The sequence below is a fragment of the Pseudoalteromonas sp. MBR-15 genome, from assembly GCF_053628915.1.
In genome coordinates this window covers 138825-154685 of the sequence record NZ_JBRJHH010000008.1, presented here as the reverse complement: position 1 = coordinate 154685, position 15861 = coordinate 138825, and the positions used below count along the sequence as shown (strand labels likewise).

Annotated in this window: 13 protein-coding genes; 4 read left to right on the top strand and 9 right to left on the bottom strand. The window is 41.6% G+C overall.

What is annotated here, in order from left to right:
• Window positions 1-85: 85 nt before the first annotated feature.
• The 3 genes from ACSSVW_RS12535 to ACSSVW_RS12525 all read left to right on the top strand — a co-directional run bounded on the left by ACSSVW_RS12535 (window position 86) and on the right by ACSSVW_RS12525 (window position 3308).
• Window positions 86-1207: an S-(hydroxymethyl)glutathione dehydrogenase/class III alcohol dehydrogenase gene (locus ACSSVW_RS12535; RefSeq protein WP_036968764.1), complete on the top strand. Its 1122-nt coding sequence runs from the start codon at window positions 86-88 to the stop codon at window positions 1205-1207.
• 53 nt (window positions 1208-1260) lie between these two features.
• Window positions 1261-2097 carry an S-formylglutathione hydrolase gene (fghA, locus tag ACSSVW_RS12530; RefSeq protein ID WP_454179437.1) on the top strand — a complete coding sequence of 279 codons (837 nt, stop codon included), beginning with the start codon at window positions 1261-1263 and terminating at the stop codon, window positions 2095-2097.
• 659 nt (window positions 2098-2756) lie between these two features.
• Window positions 2757-3308 (top strand): sigma-70 family RNA polymerase sigma factor, encoded by a 552-nt coding sequence (locus ACSSVW_RS12525; protein WP_454179436.1) that lies wholly within the window; start codon window positions 2757-2759, stop codon window positions 3306-3308.
• 182 nt (window positions 3309-3490) lie between these two features.
• Here ACSSVW_RS12525 and ACSSVW_RS12520 read toward each other — a convergent pair whose 3' ends face one another.
• Complete coding sequence (locus ACSSVW_RS12520) at window positions 3491-4984, bottom strand: BCCT family transporter (RefSeq protein WP_231387323.1); 1494 nt, start codon at window positions 4982-4984, stop codon at window positions 3491-3493.
• Between the two features lie 303 nt (window positions 4985-5287).
• Window positions 5288-7186, bottom strand: coding sequence for a beta-ketoacyl synthase (locus ACSSVW_RS12515; RefSeq protein ID WP_454179435.1), 1899 nt, complete (start codon window positions 7184-7186; stop codon window positions 5288-5290).
• Between the two features lie 125 nt (window positions 7187-7311).
• Between ACSSVW_RS12515 and ACSSVW_RS12510 the strand changes: the two genes are divergently transcribed.
• Window positions 7312-8322, top strand: coding sequence for a GlxA family transcriptional regulator (locus ACSSVW_RS12510; RefSeq protein ID WP_454179434.1), 1011 nt, complete (start codon window positions 7312-7314; stop codon window positions 8320-8322).
• Window positions 8323-8618: 296 nt separating this feature from the next.
• On the opposite strand, the gene ACSSVW_RS12505 is transcribed toward ACSSVW_RS12510, so the two are convergent.
• The 7 genes from ACSSVW_RS12505 to secD all read right to left on the bottom strand — a co-directional run bounded on the left by ACSSVW_RS12505 (window position 8619) and on the right by secD (window position 15836).
• Window positions 8619-9068, bottom strand: coding sequence for a GNAT family N-acetyltransferase (locus ACSSVW_RS12505; RefSeq protein WP_454179433.1), 450 nt, complete (start codon window positions 9066-9068; stop codon window positions 8619-8621).
• Window positions 9069-9177: 109 nt separating this feature from the next.
• Window positions 9178-9672 carry an MgtC/SapB family protein gene (locus ACSSVW_RS12500; protein WP_036968779.1) on the bottom strand — a complete coding sequence of 165 codons (495 nt, stop codon included), beginning with the start codon at window positions 9670-9672 and terminating at the stop codon, window positions 9178-9180.
• Window positions 9673-9699: 27 nt separating this feature from the next.
• Window positions 9700-10803: a GNAT family N-acetyltransferase/peptidase C39 family protein gene (locus ACSSVW_RS12495; RefSeq protein ID WP_075593633.1), complete on the bottom strand. Its 1104-nt coding sequence runs from the start codon at window positions 10801-10803 to the stop codon at window positions 9700-9702.
• Window positions 10804-12198: a RimK family protein gene (locus tag ACSSVW_RS12490; RefSeq protein WP_454179432.1), complete on the bottom strand. Its 1395-nt coding sequence runs from the start codon at window positions 12196-12198 to the stop codon at window positions 10804-10806.
• A gap of 251 nt (window positions 12199-12449) precedes the next feature.
• A complete protein-coding gene (locus ACSSVW_RS12485) occupies window positions 12450-12926 on the bottom strand; it encodes a transcription elongation factor GreAB (RefSeq protein ID WP_454179431.1) in 477 nt (158 codons plus the stop codon).
• Window positions 12927-13107: 181 nt separating this feature from the next.
• A complete protein-coding gene (secF, locus tag ACSSVW_RS12480) occupies window positions 13108-14028 on the bottom strand; it encodes a protein translocase subunit SecF (protein ID WP_421419623.1) in 921 nt (306 codons plus the stop codon).
• Complete coding sequence (gene secD / locus ACSSVW_RS12475; protein WP_036968792.1) at window positions 14025-15836, bottom strand: protein translocase subunit SecD; 1812 nt, start codon at window positions 15834-15836, stop codon at window positions 14025-14027. The genes secF and secD overlap by 4 nt, the downstream gene beginning before the upstream one ends.
• Between the last annotated feature and the right edge of the window lie 25 nt (window positions 15837-15861).

The following is a 15861-nucleotide window of genomic DNA, read 5'->3' as shown; positions in this document are numbered from 1 at the left end:
TTAATAAATCGAAGATTATCATCCATTGAGAAATAAATAAAATAGTCTATGTTAATTATCTACTACCTACAAATAAGGGAACGTTATGACTGATTTTATTAAATCAAAAGCAGCAATTGCTTGGGGACCAAACCAACCTCTATCGATTGAAGAAGTCGATGTGATGATGCCTAAAAAAGGCGAAGTGCTTGTAAAAATTGTAGCAACCGGTGTTTGTCACACAGACGCATTCACTTTATCTGGTGAAGATCCTGAAGGTATTTTCCCTGCTATTCTCGGCCATGAAGGCGGCGGTATTGTAGAGGCTGTAGGTGAAGGTGTAACTCACGTTGAAGTCGGCGACCACGTCATTCCTCTTTACACCGCTGAATGTGGCGAGTGTAAGATGTGTAAATCGGGTAAAACAAATCTGTGTTCAGCTGTTCGTGAAACACAAGGTAAAGGTTTAATGCCAGATGGCACCACTCGTTTTTATAAAGACGGTCAACCAATTTATCATTATATGGGTTGCTCAACGTTTTCTGAATACACTGTACTTCCTGAAATTTCACTCGCAAAAGTAAGTAAAGAAGCCCCGCTTGAAGAAATTTGCCTACTTGGCTGTGGCGTAACAACAGGTATGGGTGCGGTTACTAAAACCGCTAAAGTACAACAAGGTGACACGGTTGCTATATTTGGTCTTGGCGGCATTGGTTTATCTGCCATTATCGGTGCAAAAATGGCAGGCGCTAGTCGTATTATCGGTATTGATATTAATACTAGCAAATTTGAACTGGCTACTAAGCTTGGCGCCACAGATTTGATCAACCCAAATGATTTCGATAAACCAATTCAAGAAGTGATTGTTGAAATGACCGACGGCGGTGTCGATTTCTCATTTGAGTGTATTGGTAACGTAAACGTAATGCGCTCTGCACTTGAGTGTTGTCATAAAGGCTGGGGTGAATCAGTTATTATTGGTGTTGCAGGCGCAGGCCAAGAAATTTCAACACGCCCATTCCAACTTGTAACAGGCCGCGTATGGCGTGGTAGCGCATTTGGTGGAGTAAAAGGCCGTTCTGAGTTACCTGAAATCGTAGAACGATATATGAAGGGTGAGTTTGCACTTAATGACTTCATTACACACACCATGAAACTTGAAGATATTAATGAAGCCTTTGATTTAATGCACGAAGGTAAGAGTATCCGCTCTGTTATTCATTACTAATCATTAATAAGCGCCTTGATTTAAAAGGCGCTTTCATTTTCAAGGATGCTGATATGCTCGAAAATATAAGCTCAACAAAAGTCAGCGGTGGTTGGCATAAGCAATACACGCATCAAGCGAGCAGTACACACTGCACAATGCGTTTTGCTATATTTTTACCACCGGGTGCAAGTGAAACCAATAAAGTACCTGTGATGTATTGGTTGTCAGGCCTTACTTGTACTGATGAAAACTTTATGCAAAAAGCCGGTGCCTTTAAAAAAGCTGCCGAACTGGGTATTGCTATTGTCGCACCTGATACAAGCCCGCGTGGCGACACCGTACCTGACGACGAAAGCTACGATTTTGGTCAAGGTGCAGGCTTTTATATTAACGCAACACAAGCCCCCTATAATGTACATTACAATATGTATGATTATGTTGTGACTGAGTTGCCAGCGTTAATTGAAGCGCACTTCCCTGTTACTGATAAAAAAGCGATTGCAGGTCACTCAATGGGAGGGCACGGCGCCCTAATGATTGCGCTTAAAAATCCAAAACAATTTGTCAGCGCAAGCGCATTTAGCCCTATCGTCAACCCTATAAATTGTCCATGGGGTGAAAAAGCATTTAGTCATTACTTAGGGACTGACAAAGCGGCGTGGCGCAATTACGATAGCTGCGAGCTCATGAAACAAGCAAGCCCAGAAGATTATTTACCGCTGCGTATTGATCAAGGCGAAGCTGACAACTTTTTAGTTGAACAACTAAAAACAGAAAACTTGTTTTTGGTCGTCAATGAAAAAGATTACCCCGCTGAAATAAATATGCATGCTGGCTATGATCACAGTTACTATTTTATTAGTAGCTTTATTGATGAACATTTAGAGTTTCATCACCGTCACCTGTAGTGTACTTAGTGTGAGGACATAACTTCCTCACACGCTTTCAACAAAGCAAACAGATAGGCGCTAACGGTTGGGGCCTTGCTTTTGTCACTAACTTACTTACCTGAGAATCAAAGTAGCTGAAAATACTCACCCACAACTATTACAGTATATCCTCAAAAATTATAAGTCGATTTAATTGCAACATGGCAGTTATATTTTTAAGACTTATTCAACAACAAACCATTGTAAATAAAGCTATTTTTACCTCATTCCCTCACGAAATTACCTAATTTTAAGCGCAAGCAAACTCAAATGTGAGCGCTCTTGCGATAAATACGTGCATCCTTTTTCTCTCGCTTGCGTCTCTAGTAGTGAAGTGAATGTTTAATCACAAAATAAGGAAGCAAGATAATGAGTACAACTAACAACACCAGTAACCCCGATACTAGCAGTAACTGCGACGAGGCCTGTGTCTGTAACAATGAAAGTAACTGTAACAATGACTGTGACAGTAGCTGTAATTGTAACTGCAACTGTGCTAACAATGAGTGCCAAACCTTACAGCCCTGCCATTGTAAGAGCTGTAACCCAAATACAAAAAACAGCTGCTGTTAAGCTGTCATAAATACTAAGGCAACAGCACTTAGGTGCTGATGCCTTAGTATGGACGAAGCCTAATTATGATTGAAAATATCTGGAAGCAATTCCACCAGCAACTGCTGGGATTTATCGCCAGCAAAGTGAACGACCAAGCGATGGCTGAAGACATACTGCAAGATGTCTTTATTAAAGTGCTTAACAATATCGATAGCCTTAGTGCCGCCGACAAGCTACAGCCCTGGCTTTATCAAATCTGCCGTCACGCCATAATTGATTACTACCGCAGTAAACGTCCCAATAGTAGTAGCGACGAACTAGAGCAACTGCATGCGCCTGAGGTAGACTGGACAGCTGCTTACAGTGAGCAGCAACTCAACCGCTGTATTAACACGTTAATTCAAGATTTACCCGCCCATGTTAGCAACATACTTATCGACAGCGAGTTGCAGCAACTCAAACAACAACAAATTGCCGACAAATATAAATTGAGCCTGCCAGCGGTTAAATCACGCATCAAACGCGGTCGCGAACAACTAAAAACTAAATTACAAGCGTGCTGTAACTTTACCTTCGCGGCACAGGGCATGGATGCAGAGTGTAAGAATCAGTGCGGTTGCAGCGCAGATAGCTAGCCTATTAGATCACTTAGAAGCCGGCACTCACTATTTACTTTAAAGAGTCAGCCAGCAAGACGAGATTTCCTCACACGCTTTCACCGTGACAAAATTTTGCGGCACACTCACTGCGACTCTTCTTTAACCACCTCTTACAAATAACTAACAATCAATGACGACTGTAAAAAATGTTGAATAGCTTACTTACATAAGTCACGGACAAATTCTTTTAAAAACCCAACAAGTTGTAAAATAAAAATTATCAAAAAAGGCAGTGCCCCAAGAATCGCTACACTTCTATTTAGTAGCTCATCGTGTTGAAGCAACAATACATAACTACATAAAAACAAAGCTAAGCACCAAGCATATAAAGTAATCCCCTGCGAGTTTTCACGCCCCACTAGCTGCTTAATGACTAAAATTGCAGAGTCTGCTGATGTCGCAACAAACACAAGTAACAGCAGCAAACTAGCCCAAATAAATACCGTACCTTGCCAACCTAATTGATGAAAAAAAACAAACAGCCCTTGGCTATAATCATCTTTTATAGCCAATAAAATACCCGATTGATTCAGTTTATCCCATTCAATTGCTGCACCAGAAAATGCAGAAAACCAAATAATTGTTACAACCGTGGGAATGCAGACAACAGCTAAAACAAACTGCCAAACAGCTCGTCCTTGGCTAATTTTCGCTAAAAAAACACCCACGAAGGGCCCCCATGCTAACCACCAAAAGTAGTAATTATAAGTCCATCGATTCGCCCAATCTGAGTTATTTAACTGGCTATCAAACTGCCAAGTACCCGTTACAAGCAGTTGTATGTAATAACCTGTACCATCTAAGGCTATCTGTATAATTGGCGCTATAGGCACGACACACAAAAGCCAAATTAATAGAGTAAACGCCAAAATTACATTAAATATACTTAACGATTGCACACCGCGCCTAATACCAAACTTTGCCGATACGGTATAGATAATGAAGAGCACCCCCACTATTAGAGAGCCAATTAAAGCTGGCGAAGTTATGTTTAACTCAAGCTCAACTCCTTTGCTGATAAGTAATGTAGAATTAGCAATGGTACCAACCACACCAAAAAAAATAGCAAATACGGCAATCAACTTAACCACAAAACAGAGAGTAAGTTGCCCCTGTTTATCTACCTTATTGCCAATTGCACTCATTACAGGCGCACACATGTCACCGGATTTACCGCTGTATTGAGTTAAACCACCTAACACGATGGCAAACACAGCATATAATGCCCACGCATGTGCGCCCCAATTAACCAGCGTTAATGCAAGACTACTTGCTAATCTATCGGGGTATAAACTTTGCTTTAAAGGTGGGTTCAATGAATGCAGCGCAGGCTCAGCGACTCCCCAAAAAACCAATCCAGAACCCATTCCCGCAGCAAAAAGCATGGCAAACCAACCAAAGTTTGAATATTCAATGCGTGCATTCTCACCCCCTATTTTACGAGTTCCCAATGGACTAAACGCAAGTATTATTACTGCAAATAATAAAAAGTTAATTAACAAAAAGAAGCCGCTACCTATGTGTGCCAATGCTGTAGAAATCATCGGCTGAACTTGTTCTGTCATTAAATTAGGTAAAACAACAGCGATCAGTGCAACAGTCAAGCAAATAGCCAGCGCCGTTTTTTCAAGTGAAGAGGTAGAGTGTTTCAAGATTAAGCCTATAGAGTGAGCGCATTAAGAATACTGTCAGCACGGCGTTGATACAAACAGGCAAAAGTGTGAATTATTACCTTTAACGCGTAAATTATACCAATACTGAATCACTACAACGCGGCTACATGTCCCTTAAAAATGTATTTATAAGTAGAGTTATAGAGTTAAATACGCTCTTTTAAACTAAATTTTCTTACACGATTTAGGAGCTAAAAAATAAGGTGTATTTTTTGGGGAAAACGAAAAAAGGCGCTTTAAAAGCGCCTTGCTGTCAAGAATGTGCTTAAACATGTCTTGATCTTAATACATATCCTTATAAGGATTCGATTTGTTGAACGCTATCGCTTTGTCAAAACCTGGGATAGTCATCGATTCTTCATTAATAACAATGTCGTTTTCATCAATTAAACCATCACCAAAACGATAAATAAGCTCATAATGGCCTAAGTCGGCTTGTTGCTTATATTCATTTTGTGCTTGTGCAACATGGGTATTGCGGTCTTGGTACTGAGCCATTTTTGCATCGCCATGACGCTTTGTAAGCATTTGCATTGTCACGTTTGGCGACAGCACTGTGGCGGTTGCATTATTACCTCCAAACCCTTTTGAGTTTATAAAAGCGATATCCATTGCATCACATTGATAGTGCGCTGTGCGAATATCTAAATGCTGGCTATAAACATCATCGGCCACTTTATCAATAGTGGTAATACCCGGCATAATATTATGACTAAACACGCCTAACGCCATGGCAAGTTGATCACCACTTGCCGGTGCAATTGTGTGGCCAACATACGCTTTTGGCGCGGCCACTTTCCAGCTATCAATCGCAAATGTTTCAGCTACTTTATGATAAATAAGAGACTCTGTTACACGATTTTGAGGTGTGCTAGAACCATGCGCTAAAATAAAGCTGCGCTTTTGTACGGCTTCTTGACCAACAATACTGCTGGCAAGCGCGACCGATTTAGCCATTGTAATATAGTTACCTGGGCCCGGTGCTGTAATTGACTTTTTAATACCGTCGGCATTTACAAATACATCGGCAACAGAGCCTTGAATATCAGCACCGAGTTCGAGTGCAAGCACATCATCCATTAAAATTGCCACCTGTGCGCCTTCACCAATAGTAAAACCACAGTTTTCACCAAATGGACGACTGGTACGTCGATGATCTACCACATCGGTATTATCAAGACGTTTTAGGCCTTCTTCGTTAGCAAGTGCGCTCATATTACCAAAGCCTTCGACAATTTCAGGCGTAATGGCGCATTCAACAGATGCAACAATCGCAACGCGGGTGCGACCAGCTTGAATATCGTTAACAGCAGCGCGTAGGTTGTATAAAAAGGTGGCACATGCGCCCGATGTGGTGAACGTTGTTCCAACATTACCGGTCACATACGCATTAATGAAATCAGTCGACATGGTATTTAAGCCAAGTGCTAATTGTTTGGTGCTTACGCGGTCACCCTGTTGTCTCGCACGAATTAAGCCACCAAACCCTTCGTCATCCACTTGCCCTGCTACCGAAGCCGAATATGTACCAATTTGATCAGGCTCAACACTATTCATAACATGCTGCCATGCAAGCCCTGTAGAGCGAATGGCATCGGTTGCCGCAAAAATGGTCGCTTGTAGGCCTCGTGGTTGGTAACGACTATTATACATGGTCGCTGGATCAAAACCTGTAGGTAATTGACCCGCGGCTTTAATCGGGTTGTCACGGGTGCTGTCGTGCTTAATAGCAAGGTCGGCACTAATGGTTACTTTTACTTTTTTATCGCTGAGATCTTCAACCTGCCAACTTGCAGGTACTGGCGTTGGTAAATCACGACGACGAGTTTCAAACACAATTTGCTGCTCGTCAGACGCTGTCAGCGTCATTTTTTGTTGCCACGGAGTTGCATCAACGTCAAAGTGATTTTTTTCAATTTTACGGATTAGCGTACCTGCTAATACTTGTTCGCCGAATTGTGCTTCAATATCAGCTTCGTTAATAACGTTGCCTTCAGCATCTTTTAAAACGCCGTCGGTCAGTGTTACTAAATTCATTAACGTCGCTAAGCCTAAAAATGTCTCCTGACGGGCTGTTGCATCTAAGCTGTCTAACACGATACGACGATAACCTTGATGAAAAGAAGTGCGGCCAGCGGCATTAATACCACCCATACCAACAATAACGGGTAATGCTGTCATAAATAACCTTGAGAAACGTGTTACGAGAATTACTTAAGTTTAAATGGATTAACTAGGTAGCCTTGTGCTTTAATAGCCAAATAACATGCATAATAGGCCAAAACCAACTGGTCGGAGCAATAAAAGTGACAAACGGTAAACATGCAAACGCCATCGAAATTAGTATTTTAGTGTACCCTCACCTACTCATTACAAGTCTTACTCTACCTATAGAAATGCTTAGGGCGGGTGAAGCTTTTGCGAAAAGTCATCACCGGTACGATGAATTTACCCCGCTTAATATCAATTTAGTTGCCAGCACAGTAAAACCGATTGCAAACAGAACGGGGCTTGCCATTATGCCCGACAGCGACCCCGACACAGCGCCATATAGCGATTTAATTATTGTTCCAGGTATTTGGCGTAACCCTCGACCTGTGGTGAGTAAACATCCTCGCCTTGTTAATTGGCTCGCTGATTCGTGGCTGCAAGGGAGCCATATAGTGGGCGTAGGCACAGGTAATTGCTTAGTAGCAGAAGCAGGTTTATTAAACGGTCACCCAGCCACAACGCATTGGCATTATGCTGAACAATTTAAACGAGATTACCCTAATGTACAGTTAAAGCCTGACTTCTTTATTACCCAGTCTGAGCGTATGTATACGGTTGCCAGTTTGAATGCCTTAGCCGATGTCATTGTGCATATAATTAGCCAGTATTATGGCCGAGAAGCCGCACAACATGTAGAGCGTAACTTCTCCCATGAAATTCGAAAACCTTACGAAGATCAGCGTTATTTAGAAGGTGCTGTTGATAAACACCCAGACGAATTAATTGCACAGATCCAGTTTTGGCTTAAAAACAATCTAACATCTGAGCTCACCTTACAGGAAATTGCAGCCCAATTTAGTTTAAGCTATCGAACGTTTACCCGACGTTTTCGCCAAGCCACCAGCCAAACTCCGATTGAATATTGGCAGCAGTTACGTGTACAAAGCGCGAAAGAATTACTCGCCTCTTCTAATTTATCAATCCAAGAGGTGGCACTTGAAGTTGGCTATAATGACCAAGGACATTTAACCCGTGTATTTAAGAAAGTACTGTCGCAAACACCCAGTGAATATAGAACAGTGGTAAGACGTAAGCTATTTGGTTAACGCTATTCGATACCATAAAACAACGCTTCAAAAGCCAACTCATACCATTTTGCTTAATTAAGTGAATAATTTTTGAGCGAATAAAACTTCGTTTGATAACAAGGCAAAAATTTAGTTATTTAGTTATTCTCGGCAATTGCTCCTGCATTGCTGTACCTCCTGCATCCACGCAGTCGTAATTCAGACATTTTTAACGTAGGTAACGACCGGTTTAATCACTCGAAAGGATTTAATATTAATGAAAATGGGAATAGGTAGTGTAGGCGACGCATTTTTAATTATTGAGACAAACTAACTTAATTGGAAGCAAGCTCTTTGCTGAATATAATTTTGCTCTTGTGCGGGTTACCCCTGTCTTCATAACCCGCTATGGTATAGCCATTTTTTATCAACAGACTTAGCATCGCAGGAAAACGATTCATTGATTTCACGTTAATTGCATCGTAATTATGCTCTTTCACCCACATTTCTTGTGCTGCTAATAAAGCTTGAGCAATTCCCATTCCTCGGCACTTTGGCAACACGGCACCAAGCCAACTATAAAAGGTATTATTATCTAACCCATAACCGAGCTTATACGCGACAGGCTCATTATCAATATACGCGACTAAAACAAGATGCTCACGACCTGCCAACCTTGCGTGTAATTTACTTAGCGTATTTCTGCCATCAAACTCAGGAATTTGGCTATCTACAAGTAATAAATCTTGTAAATTAGCTGATTTTATTGAGTAACAAGTTGTCATTACATTTTTCCGACTCAAAATCTAAATTCAAATTGATCTGACTCCAAAAAGGATCCTACTTTATCGGGGTCAGATCAAATATCTAATGTTTGATTTCTAATTTCTAAAACTATTTTTCTTTCCGATAATACAATTTTGAATAGCGTTTTACTTGTGCGTGAACACCCCGGCCTAAACTTTTAAACTTCGCTTCCAGTACATCAACACCGTATAAAATAACCACAACCAATACCGAAAGCTTGATAGCGGCCATAAGGTTATCAGTGGCAATTACGACACCGATAGACGCTAATACCCAAATGGTTGCAGCTGAAGTAACACCCACCACTGCGCCATCTTTTGCCAGCATGACGCCGGCACCTAAAAAGCCAATACCTGTAATTATTTGCCCAACTACACGGGAGTGGTCAATTACATCACCATGTAACATAAATGCGGTGGCTAAGAATAAATAGGTCCCTAGAACAATAAGCGCCGAGGTGCGAATACCCACTGGCTTTCCGCGCAATTGGCGCTCCATACCAATGATCGCACCACAAAATGCGGCACTACCAATTGCAGACCAAGAGTAAGGGGCAATATCAAATAGACTATTCAGTGTCACTGTACTTCCAAATATTTGAATTAATAATTATAAAGAAAACGCCATCGCGGTGCTTAACCGCAATGATCCAAAGCTGGCCATTTTACTAAAATCGGCTTTTGCTATTGGCACATGTTGGCAATCAATGGCGAGTTGCTTTTTGTCTTCACAAAATGGGTCATGAACATATAAGCAATGCTCATCCACATGCGTTACGCACACCCAATGTGGTGATTTTTTACCATCAAAGCGATATGTACTAATGAGTAAAACCACCGCTTTACCCGCCGCCAGCCATGTTTCAATATCGTTAAGGGTTAGTTCTTGATAGCGTACAGGCATTTTCGCAACGATAGCTTCAGCAACAAATTGGTTATGCACTGTGTGTAAAATTGCTTTTTTCTTTTCACTTCTTACACCATCAATAAACAATGATTCACGGGTATTTAAAACAACATCAGCCTTAAATCCACGTTTCATCGCTGCAAGTGCTAAACCCAGCGGATGGCAGCCACCGTGACCCGAGGTCATAAAAATGGTGGTTGCCTCACGCCAAATATCAAGTTCTTTTAATTGGCTCATTGGCGTATTATTAAGCGACGACATAGCCATTAGTAATGCCGCGGGACCACAGGTAAATTCAGTGGTTTGTTGATACCACGGTGTGTGTTTATCAGCATTAAAGGCAGTATTACGACGAATCGTTTTTTGCATTCGTAGCGCATCACTGTGATCATCATAATAATCACTGTAATGACCAAACACATGATAGCCATGCTTTTCGTATAAACGAATTGCGGCCTGATTATTGACTGCAACCTCTAGTCGCATAAAACTACGACCTCGTTTTACAGTCTCGTTTTCAAGAGCAATTAGCAGCTGCGAAGCCACCCCTTTACCTTGTTGGCTCGCAAGGACGGCCAATGAGTACAACCGCGCTAACCGCGTGCCCTTATGACACCACACAAGGCCATAACCGACCAATTCACTGTTAACTTCAGCAACCATTAACAAACCATGGTTTGCTGAAAGCCAGCGCTTTAAGCTGCGACTGCTTAATCTATCTTGACTAAAGCTTTGCTCTTCAATGGCAACAAGTGCCGCCAAATCCGATACTTTCGCAAACCGGATTTGGCAATGTGATGTCTTCATTTAACCTCGGCCTCGTGCTTCAAGGCGTTGCTTAAATTCGTCCATAATGATCATATAAAGCTCATCGCCAAGGTAGGCATCTTCTACTTTGTGATCAATGCTTGGGTTATCGTTTACTTCAAGTACGTACGCGCGCCCTTGATGTTCTTTTACATCAACGCCATACAAACCTTTACCCACTGTTTTACAGGCTTTTAATGCCGCATCTAATACCACTTTCGGTAACTCAAAAGTCGGGAGAGTTTCAAATCCACCTGAAAAAAAGCGTTTTGCATCATGGTTGTAAATTTGCCAATGATTACGCGCCATTAAATAACGACACGCATAAATCGCGCGACCATTTAACACCCCTACACGCCAGTCATACTCTGTGTACATATACTCTTGTGCTAGCACAAGCGCACTGAACTCAAAAAGCTCCGTGAGTTTTGCAATCAGCTCTTCACGGTTCTGAACTTTAAACACCCCTTTAGAGAATGACCCCTCTGGCATCTTTAGTACTAATGGGTACGTAAAGTTTGTTTCTAAGTTTTCAATGGTGTCTGTTGATGTATCAGCTACCACATGTGTTTTTAAGCTTGGCACTTTTTGATAATTAAAGGCATCGTGTAAGTACACTTTATTACAGCAGCGTAAAATTGACTCTGCGTCATCAATTACCACAAGCCCTAAGCTTTGTGCTTTACTTGCTAATCGATAAGTTGGGTGGTCAATCGCCGTTGTTTGACGAATAAATAGTGCGTCGTATTGCGCAATACTGGTAATTTCATCAAAAGTCAGTGCTTGTGCATAAATGCCATGCTTAGCTGCCGCTTTAATAAATTTTGCAATGGCGTCTTTATCACTGGGTGGTACTTTTTCTTGGTGATCAACCAAAATCGCCATATCCCAGCGGTAACGGCGTTTTTTATCGTGAATACGCCAGACAGATTCTGTGAAGCTGCTTAACTGTTTTACAAATTCGGCAAACGCGTCGTCATCAAGCGCCGCAATAGCACCTTGTTTCACTACACCTTGCTCGTCACACACCAGTATTGGCGCAGGGTATTGTGAAAACAATGCTTTAGTTGCTTTAATATCGTCTTCGCAAAGTGTTTGCCCAAAAAATACGGTGCGACCTTGTAATTGCATGTGGCGAGAGCTGTGCTCATCTGAACGTAATGCATTAATGGTTTTTACGCTGGGTAATACTTGGTGCTGTCTTGCTTCTGCAAGTAAAGAACAATAGTAACCCTTACTTAAATACTGTCCTGTATCGCACAGATTTAAAATACGTGTTTTGGGTTCGTTATGTTTTGGGTAATCACGTAGGTAAGTATCAAAAGTGATCACATTTTCAAAGTTTTGAGCAATACGCTGCTCGTTGTTATCAACCACAATCAAGGTTTTAAACACGACTTTTCCTATAATAAGTCTTTAATAATGAAAAAACACCCAACCAATTAAGTGAATGCATGAGGCTAAAATTCACTCAACTAGATGGGTGCTTATGATACCAACCCGCAATAATGCAAAATCATTTAGATTGATTAAGCGTGTGGGTATAAGCGCTAAGCTTGATGTGATTTATAGAGTGTTTTGCGAGGAGTTACCAACGAGATATTTTTCACTTAAAGATGAAATTTACTAATTAAAAATCAGTGTGTTTAAATTAACTTATCAATGGTATAAAACTGCTTTTTGTCGCCTATGACAAGGTCAACTTCGTCATCCACTTTTTTACCTAGCAATTTTTTACCTAAAGGTGCTTCGCGAGTCACAACATAAATCGTGTGCTCTTTAACGGTCACTGATAAGCCACCAGAACTTGGACCAATAAAGAACCATTTTTGCTGGTCTTGATCATCAATAAGAGAGACCAATGCCCCTTCGCGAACTTTCGGAAATTCTGTTTCTTTGAATACCGTATTAAACGCTTGAATATCACGGTAACATTCATTCACTCGTTCAGCTTGACCTTGAGCTAAATAGGCCGCCTCTAATCCTAGGGTGTCGTATTGAGTTTCGGCCACACTTTCTTCATGGGTGGCAGCATCATGAGCCGCTTTTGCCGCTTCTTTAGCACGGTGTAATTGAGATTCTAAGGCGAAACGAAGGTGTTCTATAACGTGTGTTTTATTCATATCAAAGCAGCTAAAACGTAAAATGCGCATTCTACCCTGTTTTACGATTTTTGTAACTGAACTGATATGGTTTGAATATGTTAGCAATAGCTCATTAGCTTATCTGATTGGTGCTTTATATTGCGCGTGCTAAGTTTAAAAAAGCGCAGGGTTAATCATGATTAACCCTGCGCAAGTGTGGTTAAGGCATATCAATGTAAGCTTGGGTTTTATCATCTAAAGTTTGCGTGTAATTATCGCTACTCAGACCCAATAACTGCGGTAACGTGGCAGCAATACAAATTGATGAAAATGTTCCCACCACAATGCCGACAAATAAGGCAATCGCGAACCCGGTTAATGCAGCACCGGCTAACAGCCATATACATGCGATGGTCGCAAGAGTTGTACCTGAGGTAATTAATGTGCGAGTGAGTGTAGAGCGTATTGCATCGTTGATCACCACATGAGTATCAATGCGCTGACTACTTGATTGAATACGTAAAAGCTCCCTGACCCTGTCGCCAACAATGATTGAGTCATTTAATGAGTAACCAATGATTGCTAATAAACTCGCCAGCACGGTTAAATTAAACTCAAGCCCTAATAACGAAAACAAACCTAGCACCAAAATTAAGTCATGTAATAGTGCGACCACTGAGCCCACAGCCAGTCGCCATTCAAAACGCACGGCTAAATACACCATAATTGCGATAAGTGCGGCAAAAAGTGCTAAACAACCTTGCTCAAATAACTCATCACCCACTTGAGACCCTAAAAATGAAGTTGAAAGCACTTTAAAGTCAATGCCTTGCTGGCTAAGCTCTGCCTGCCAATTAGCCGTTGTATTAAGGTCTGGGGCTTGTCTTAAAACAAAGTGATGATCGCCTGCTTTGCTTATTATTAGTTTATCGACGACCTCAGGGCTTAGCTTTGCTGTTAAGTCCGCAATCGAGGTAACCGATTCGGTGCTAATATCTGTGATATAACCCCCTGTAAAATCAAGTCCAAAGTTTAACCCTTTAGCCGATAACACCCCAAGGCTACTTATCACTAGCGCACAGCTTAGAAGTAATCCTAAAACGCGCGCTTTACTTGCTGCTGTTAATGTAGACCAGCTCATGCTTTTGCCCCCGCTAAATTCGTTAATTTAATATACAGTGTTTGGCTAAGTGCTTTTGAAATATACACACCGGTGAACACACTGGTGAGTAAGCCAAGTGCTAACGTAATGGCAAATCCTTTGACGGGGCCATACCCGACTGCATACAAAATAATCGCCGTAATCATGGTTGTTACGTTTGCGTCAAAAATGGTGGAAAATGCTTGATTATAACCCTGCTCAATGGCTTGGTAGGTGGGTCTACCTTTGCGTTTTTCTTCTTTAATACGCTCGAAAATAATCACATTAGTATCAACGGCCATGCCTATGGTCAACACTAAGCCCGCAATGCCAGGTAGCGTGAGTACAACGCCCGGTAATAATGACATTAACCCCACTAGTGCCGTTAAATTAAGTAATAAAGCAATATTTGCAATAAGCCCTAAGCGGCGATACCACAGCGCCATAAAAGCAAGAGTAATACCTATACCCAGCATTAATGCAGCAAGGCCATGCTCAATATTCTCAGCACCTAAGCTTGGCCCTATCGTTTGCTCTTGAACTATTGTGACAGGTGCTGTGAGCGAACCTGCACGCAATAACAATGCTAAATCGTAGGCCGCTTGTGGGCTTTTCATATTGGTGATACTAAAGCGTGAACTTAAATGTTGAGCAATATTGGCGATATTAATCACTTCACTTTTTTTAATCACTTCGCCATTGGCGTTTCGCGAATACTCTGAGTAAACGGTGGCCATGGGTTTACCAATGTTGCGTTTTGAAAAAGCAGACATTGCATCACCACCTTGCGAATCTAAACTCAACTGAACAAGCGGTTTCCCCCACTCATCTTTGCCCACATTAGCGTTATTAATATGGTCCCCCGAAAAAATAGCGACAGGGTTAAGATTAACAACTCCGCCACCTTGTACATTAAAGGCTTTGCCACCTACTTCAACAACCTGATAAAAATCAAGGGTTGCTGTCGCACCAATGATCCGCTTTGCCTCTGCGGGGTCTTGCACACCGGGTAACTCTATGCGGATACGCTGCTTGCCTTGTCTCTGTGTTACCGCTTCAGTAATACCGAGCTCTTCAATACGTCCTCGTAATGTTGTTAAGCTCTGCGCCATCACTTGTTTATCAAACTCACTGCGGCTTTGCTCATCAAAATGCAAAAACGCCGTGGTTAAATTATTACTGGTTGATTTAGTTTGCACGAGGCCTTTAAATTGCGCTTGTAACGTCGCGACTAAGCCAGCCAGGTTATTTTCACCACTAGGTAAAACGTGCAGTTCAATGCCGCCTTTCACTTCACTGGCACGAATGCCGCGTACTTTCTCTTTGCGAAGTACTAACTTAGTTTGTTGATAGACACTACTTAGGTGCTCTTGCATCGCTTTATCTAAATCAACATCAAGCACGAATAGCACGCCACCGTTTAAATCTAGCCCGAGCTTTATTGGCGATAAGCCTAACTGCTGTAACCATTGAGGGCTTGTGGCATGCTCAACAATTTTGCTATTTAAGGTGGGGTACGCTGTTTTAATAAAGCTCAGCGCATTAGCACTTTGTGTTGGCTCATTTAATAAAATAGCCAACTGATTAGCTGAATCATTCGCTTTGTCTACCTTAAAACCCTGTTGATTTAGCGAATTAGTCACCATTTGCAGTGATACAACCTGTTCAGGTTGCTCGATGTGTAACCACGATTTATTTGGGTATAAATTAGGTAGCGCACTGATAGCTAATAAAATGCAGGCAGCTATCATAGCGGCATAGCTCATTTTTAGTCGACGCCAAAACGTCGGCTTTTGTTTCTTTGACATACAAGACTTCCTTCCGACTCTATTA

Coding starts and splice junctions, on each gene's coding strand:
- secF (WP_421419623.1), bottom strand. CDS start 14,028: ATGAGCTGGTCTACATTAACAGCAGCAAGTAAAGCGCGCGTTTTAGGA.
- ACSSVW_RS12495 (WP_075593633.1), bottom strand. CDS start 10,803: ATGAAGACATCACATTGCCAAATCCGGTTTGCGAAAGTATCGGATTTG.
- ACSSVW_RS12485 (WP_454179431.1), bottom strand. CDS start 12,926: ATGAATAAAACACACGTTATAGAACACCTTCGTTTCGCCTTAGAATCT.
- ACSSVW_RS12525 (WP_454179436.1), top strand. CDS start 2,757: ATGATTGAAAATATCTGGAAGCAATTCCACCAGCAACTGCTGGGATTT.
- ACSSVW_RS12505 (WP_454179433.1), bottom strand. CDS start 9,068: ATGACAACTTGTTACTCAATAAAATCAGCTAATTTACAAGATTTATTA.
- ACSSVW_RS12535 (WP_036968764.1), top strand. CDS start 86: ATGACTGATTTTATTAAATCAAAAGCAGCAATTGCTTGGGGACCAAAC.
- secD (WP_036968792.1), bottom strand. CDS start 15,836: ATGTCAAAGAAACAAAAGCCGACGTTTTGGCGTCGACTAAAAATGAGC.
- ACSSVW_RS12515 (WP_454179435.1), bottom strand. CDS start 7,186: ATGACAGCATTACCCGTTATTGTTGGTATGGGTGGTATTAATGCCGCT.
- fghA (WP_454179437.1), top strand. CDS start 1,261: ATGCTCGAAAATATAAGCTCAACAAAAGTCAGCGGTGGTTGGCATAAG.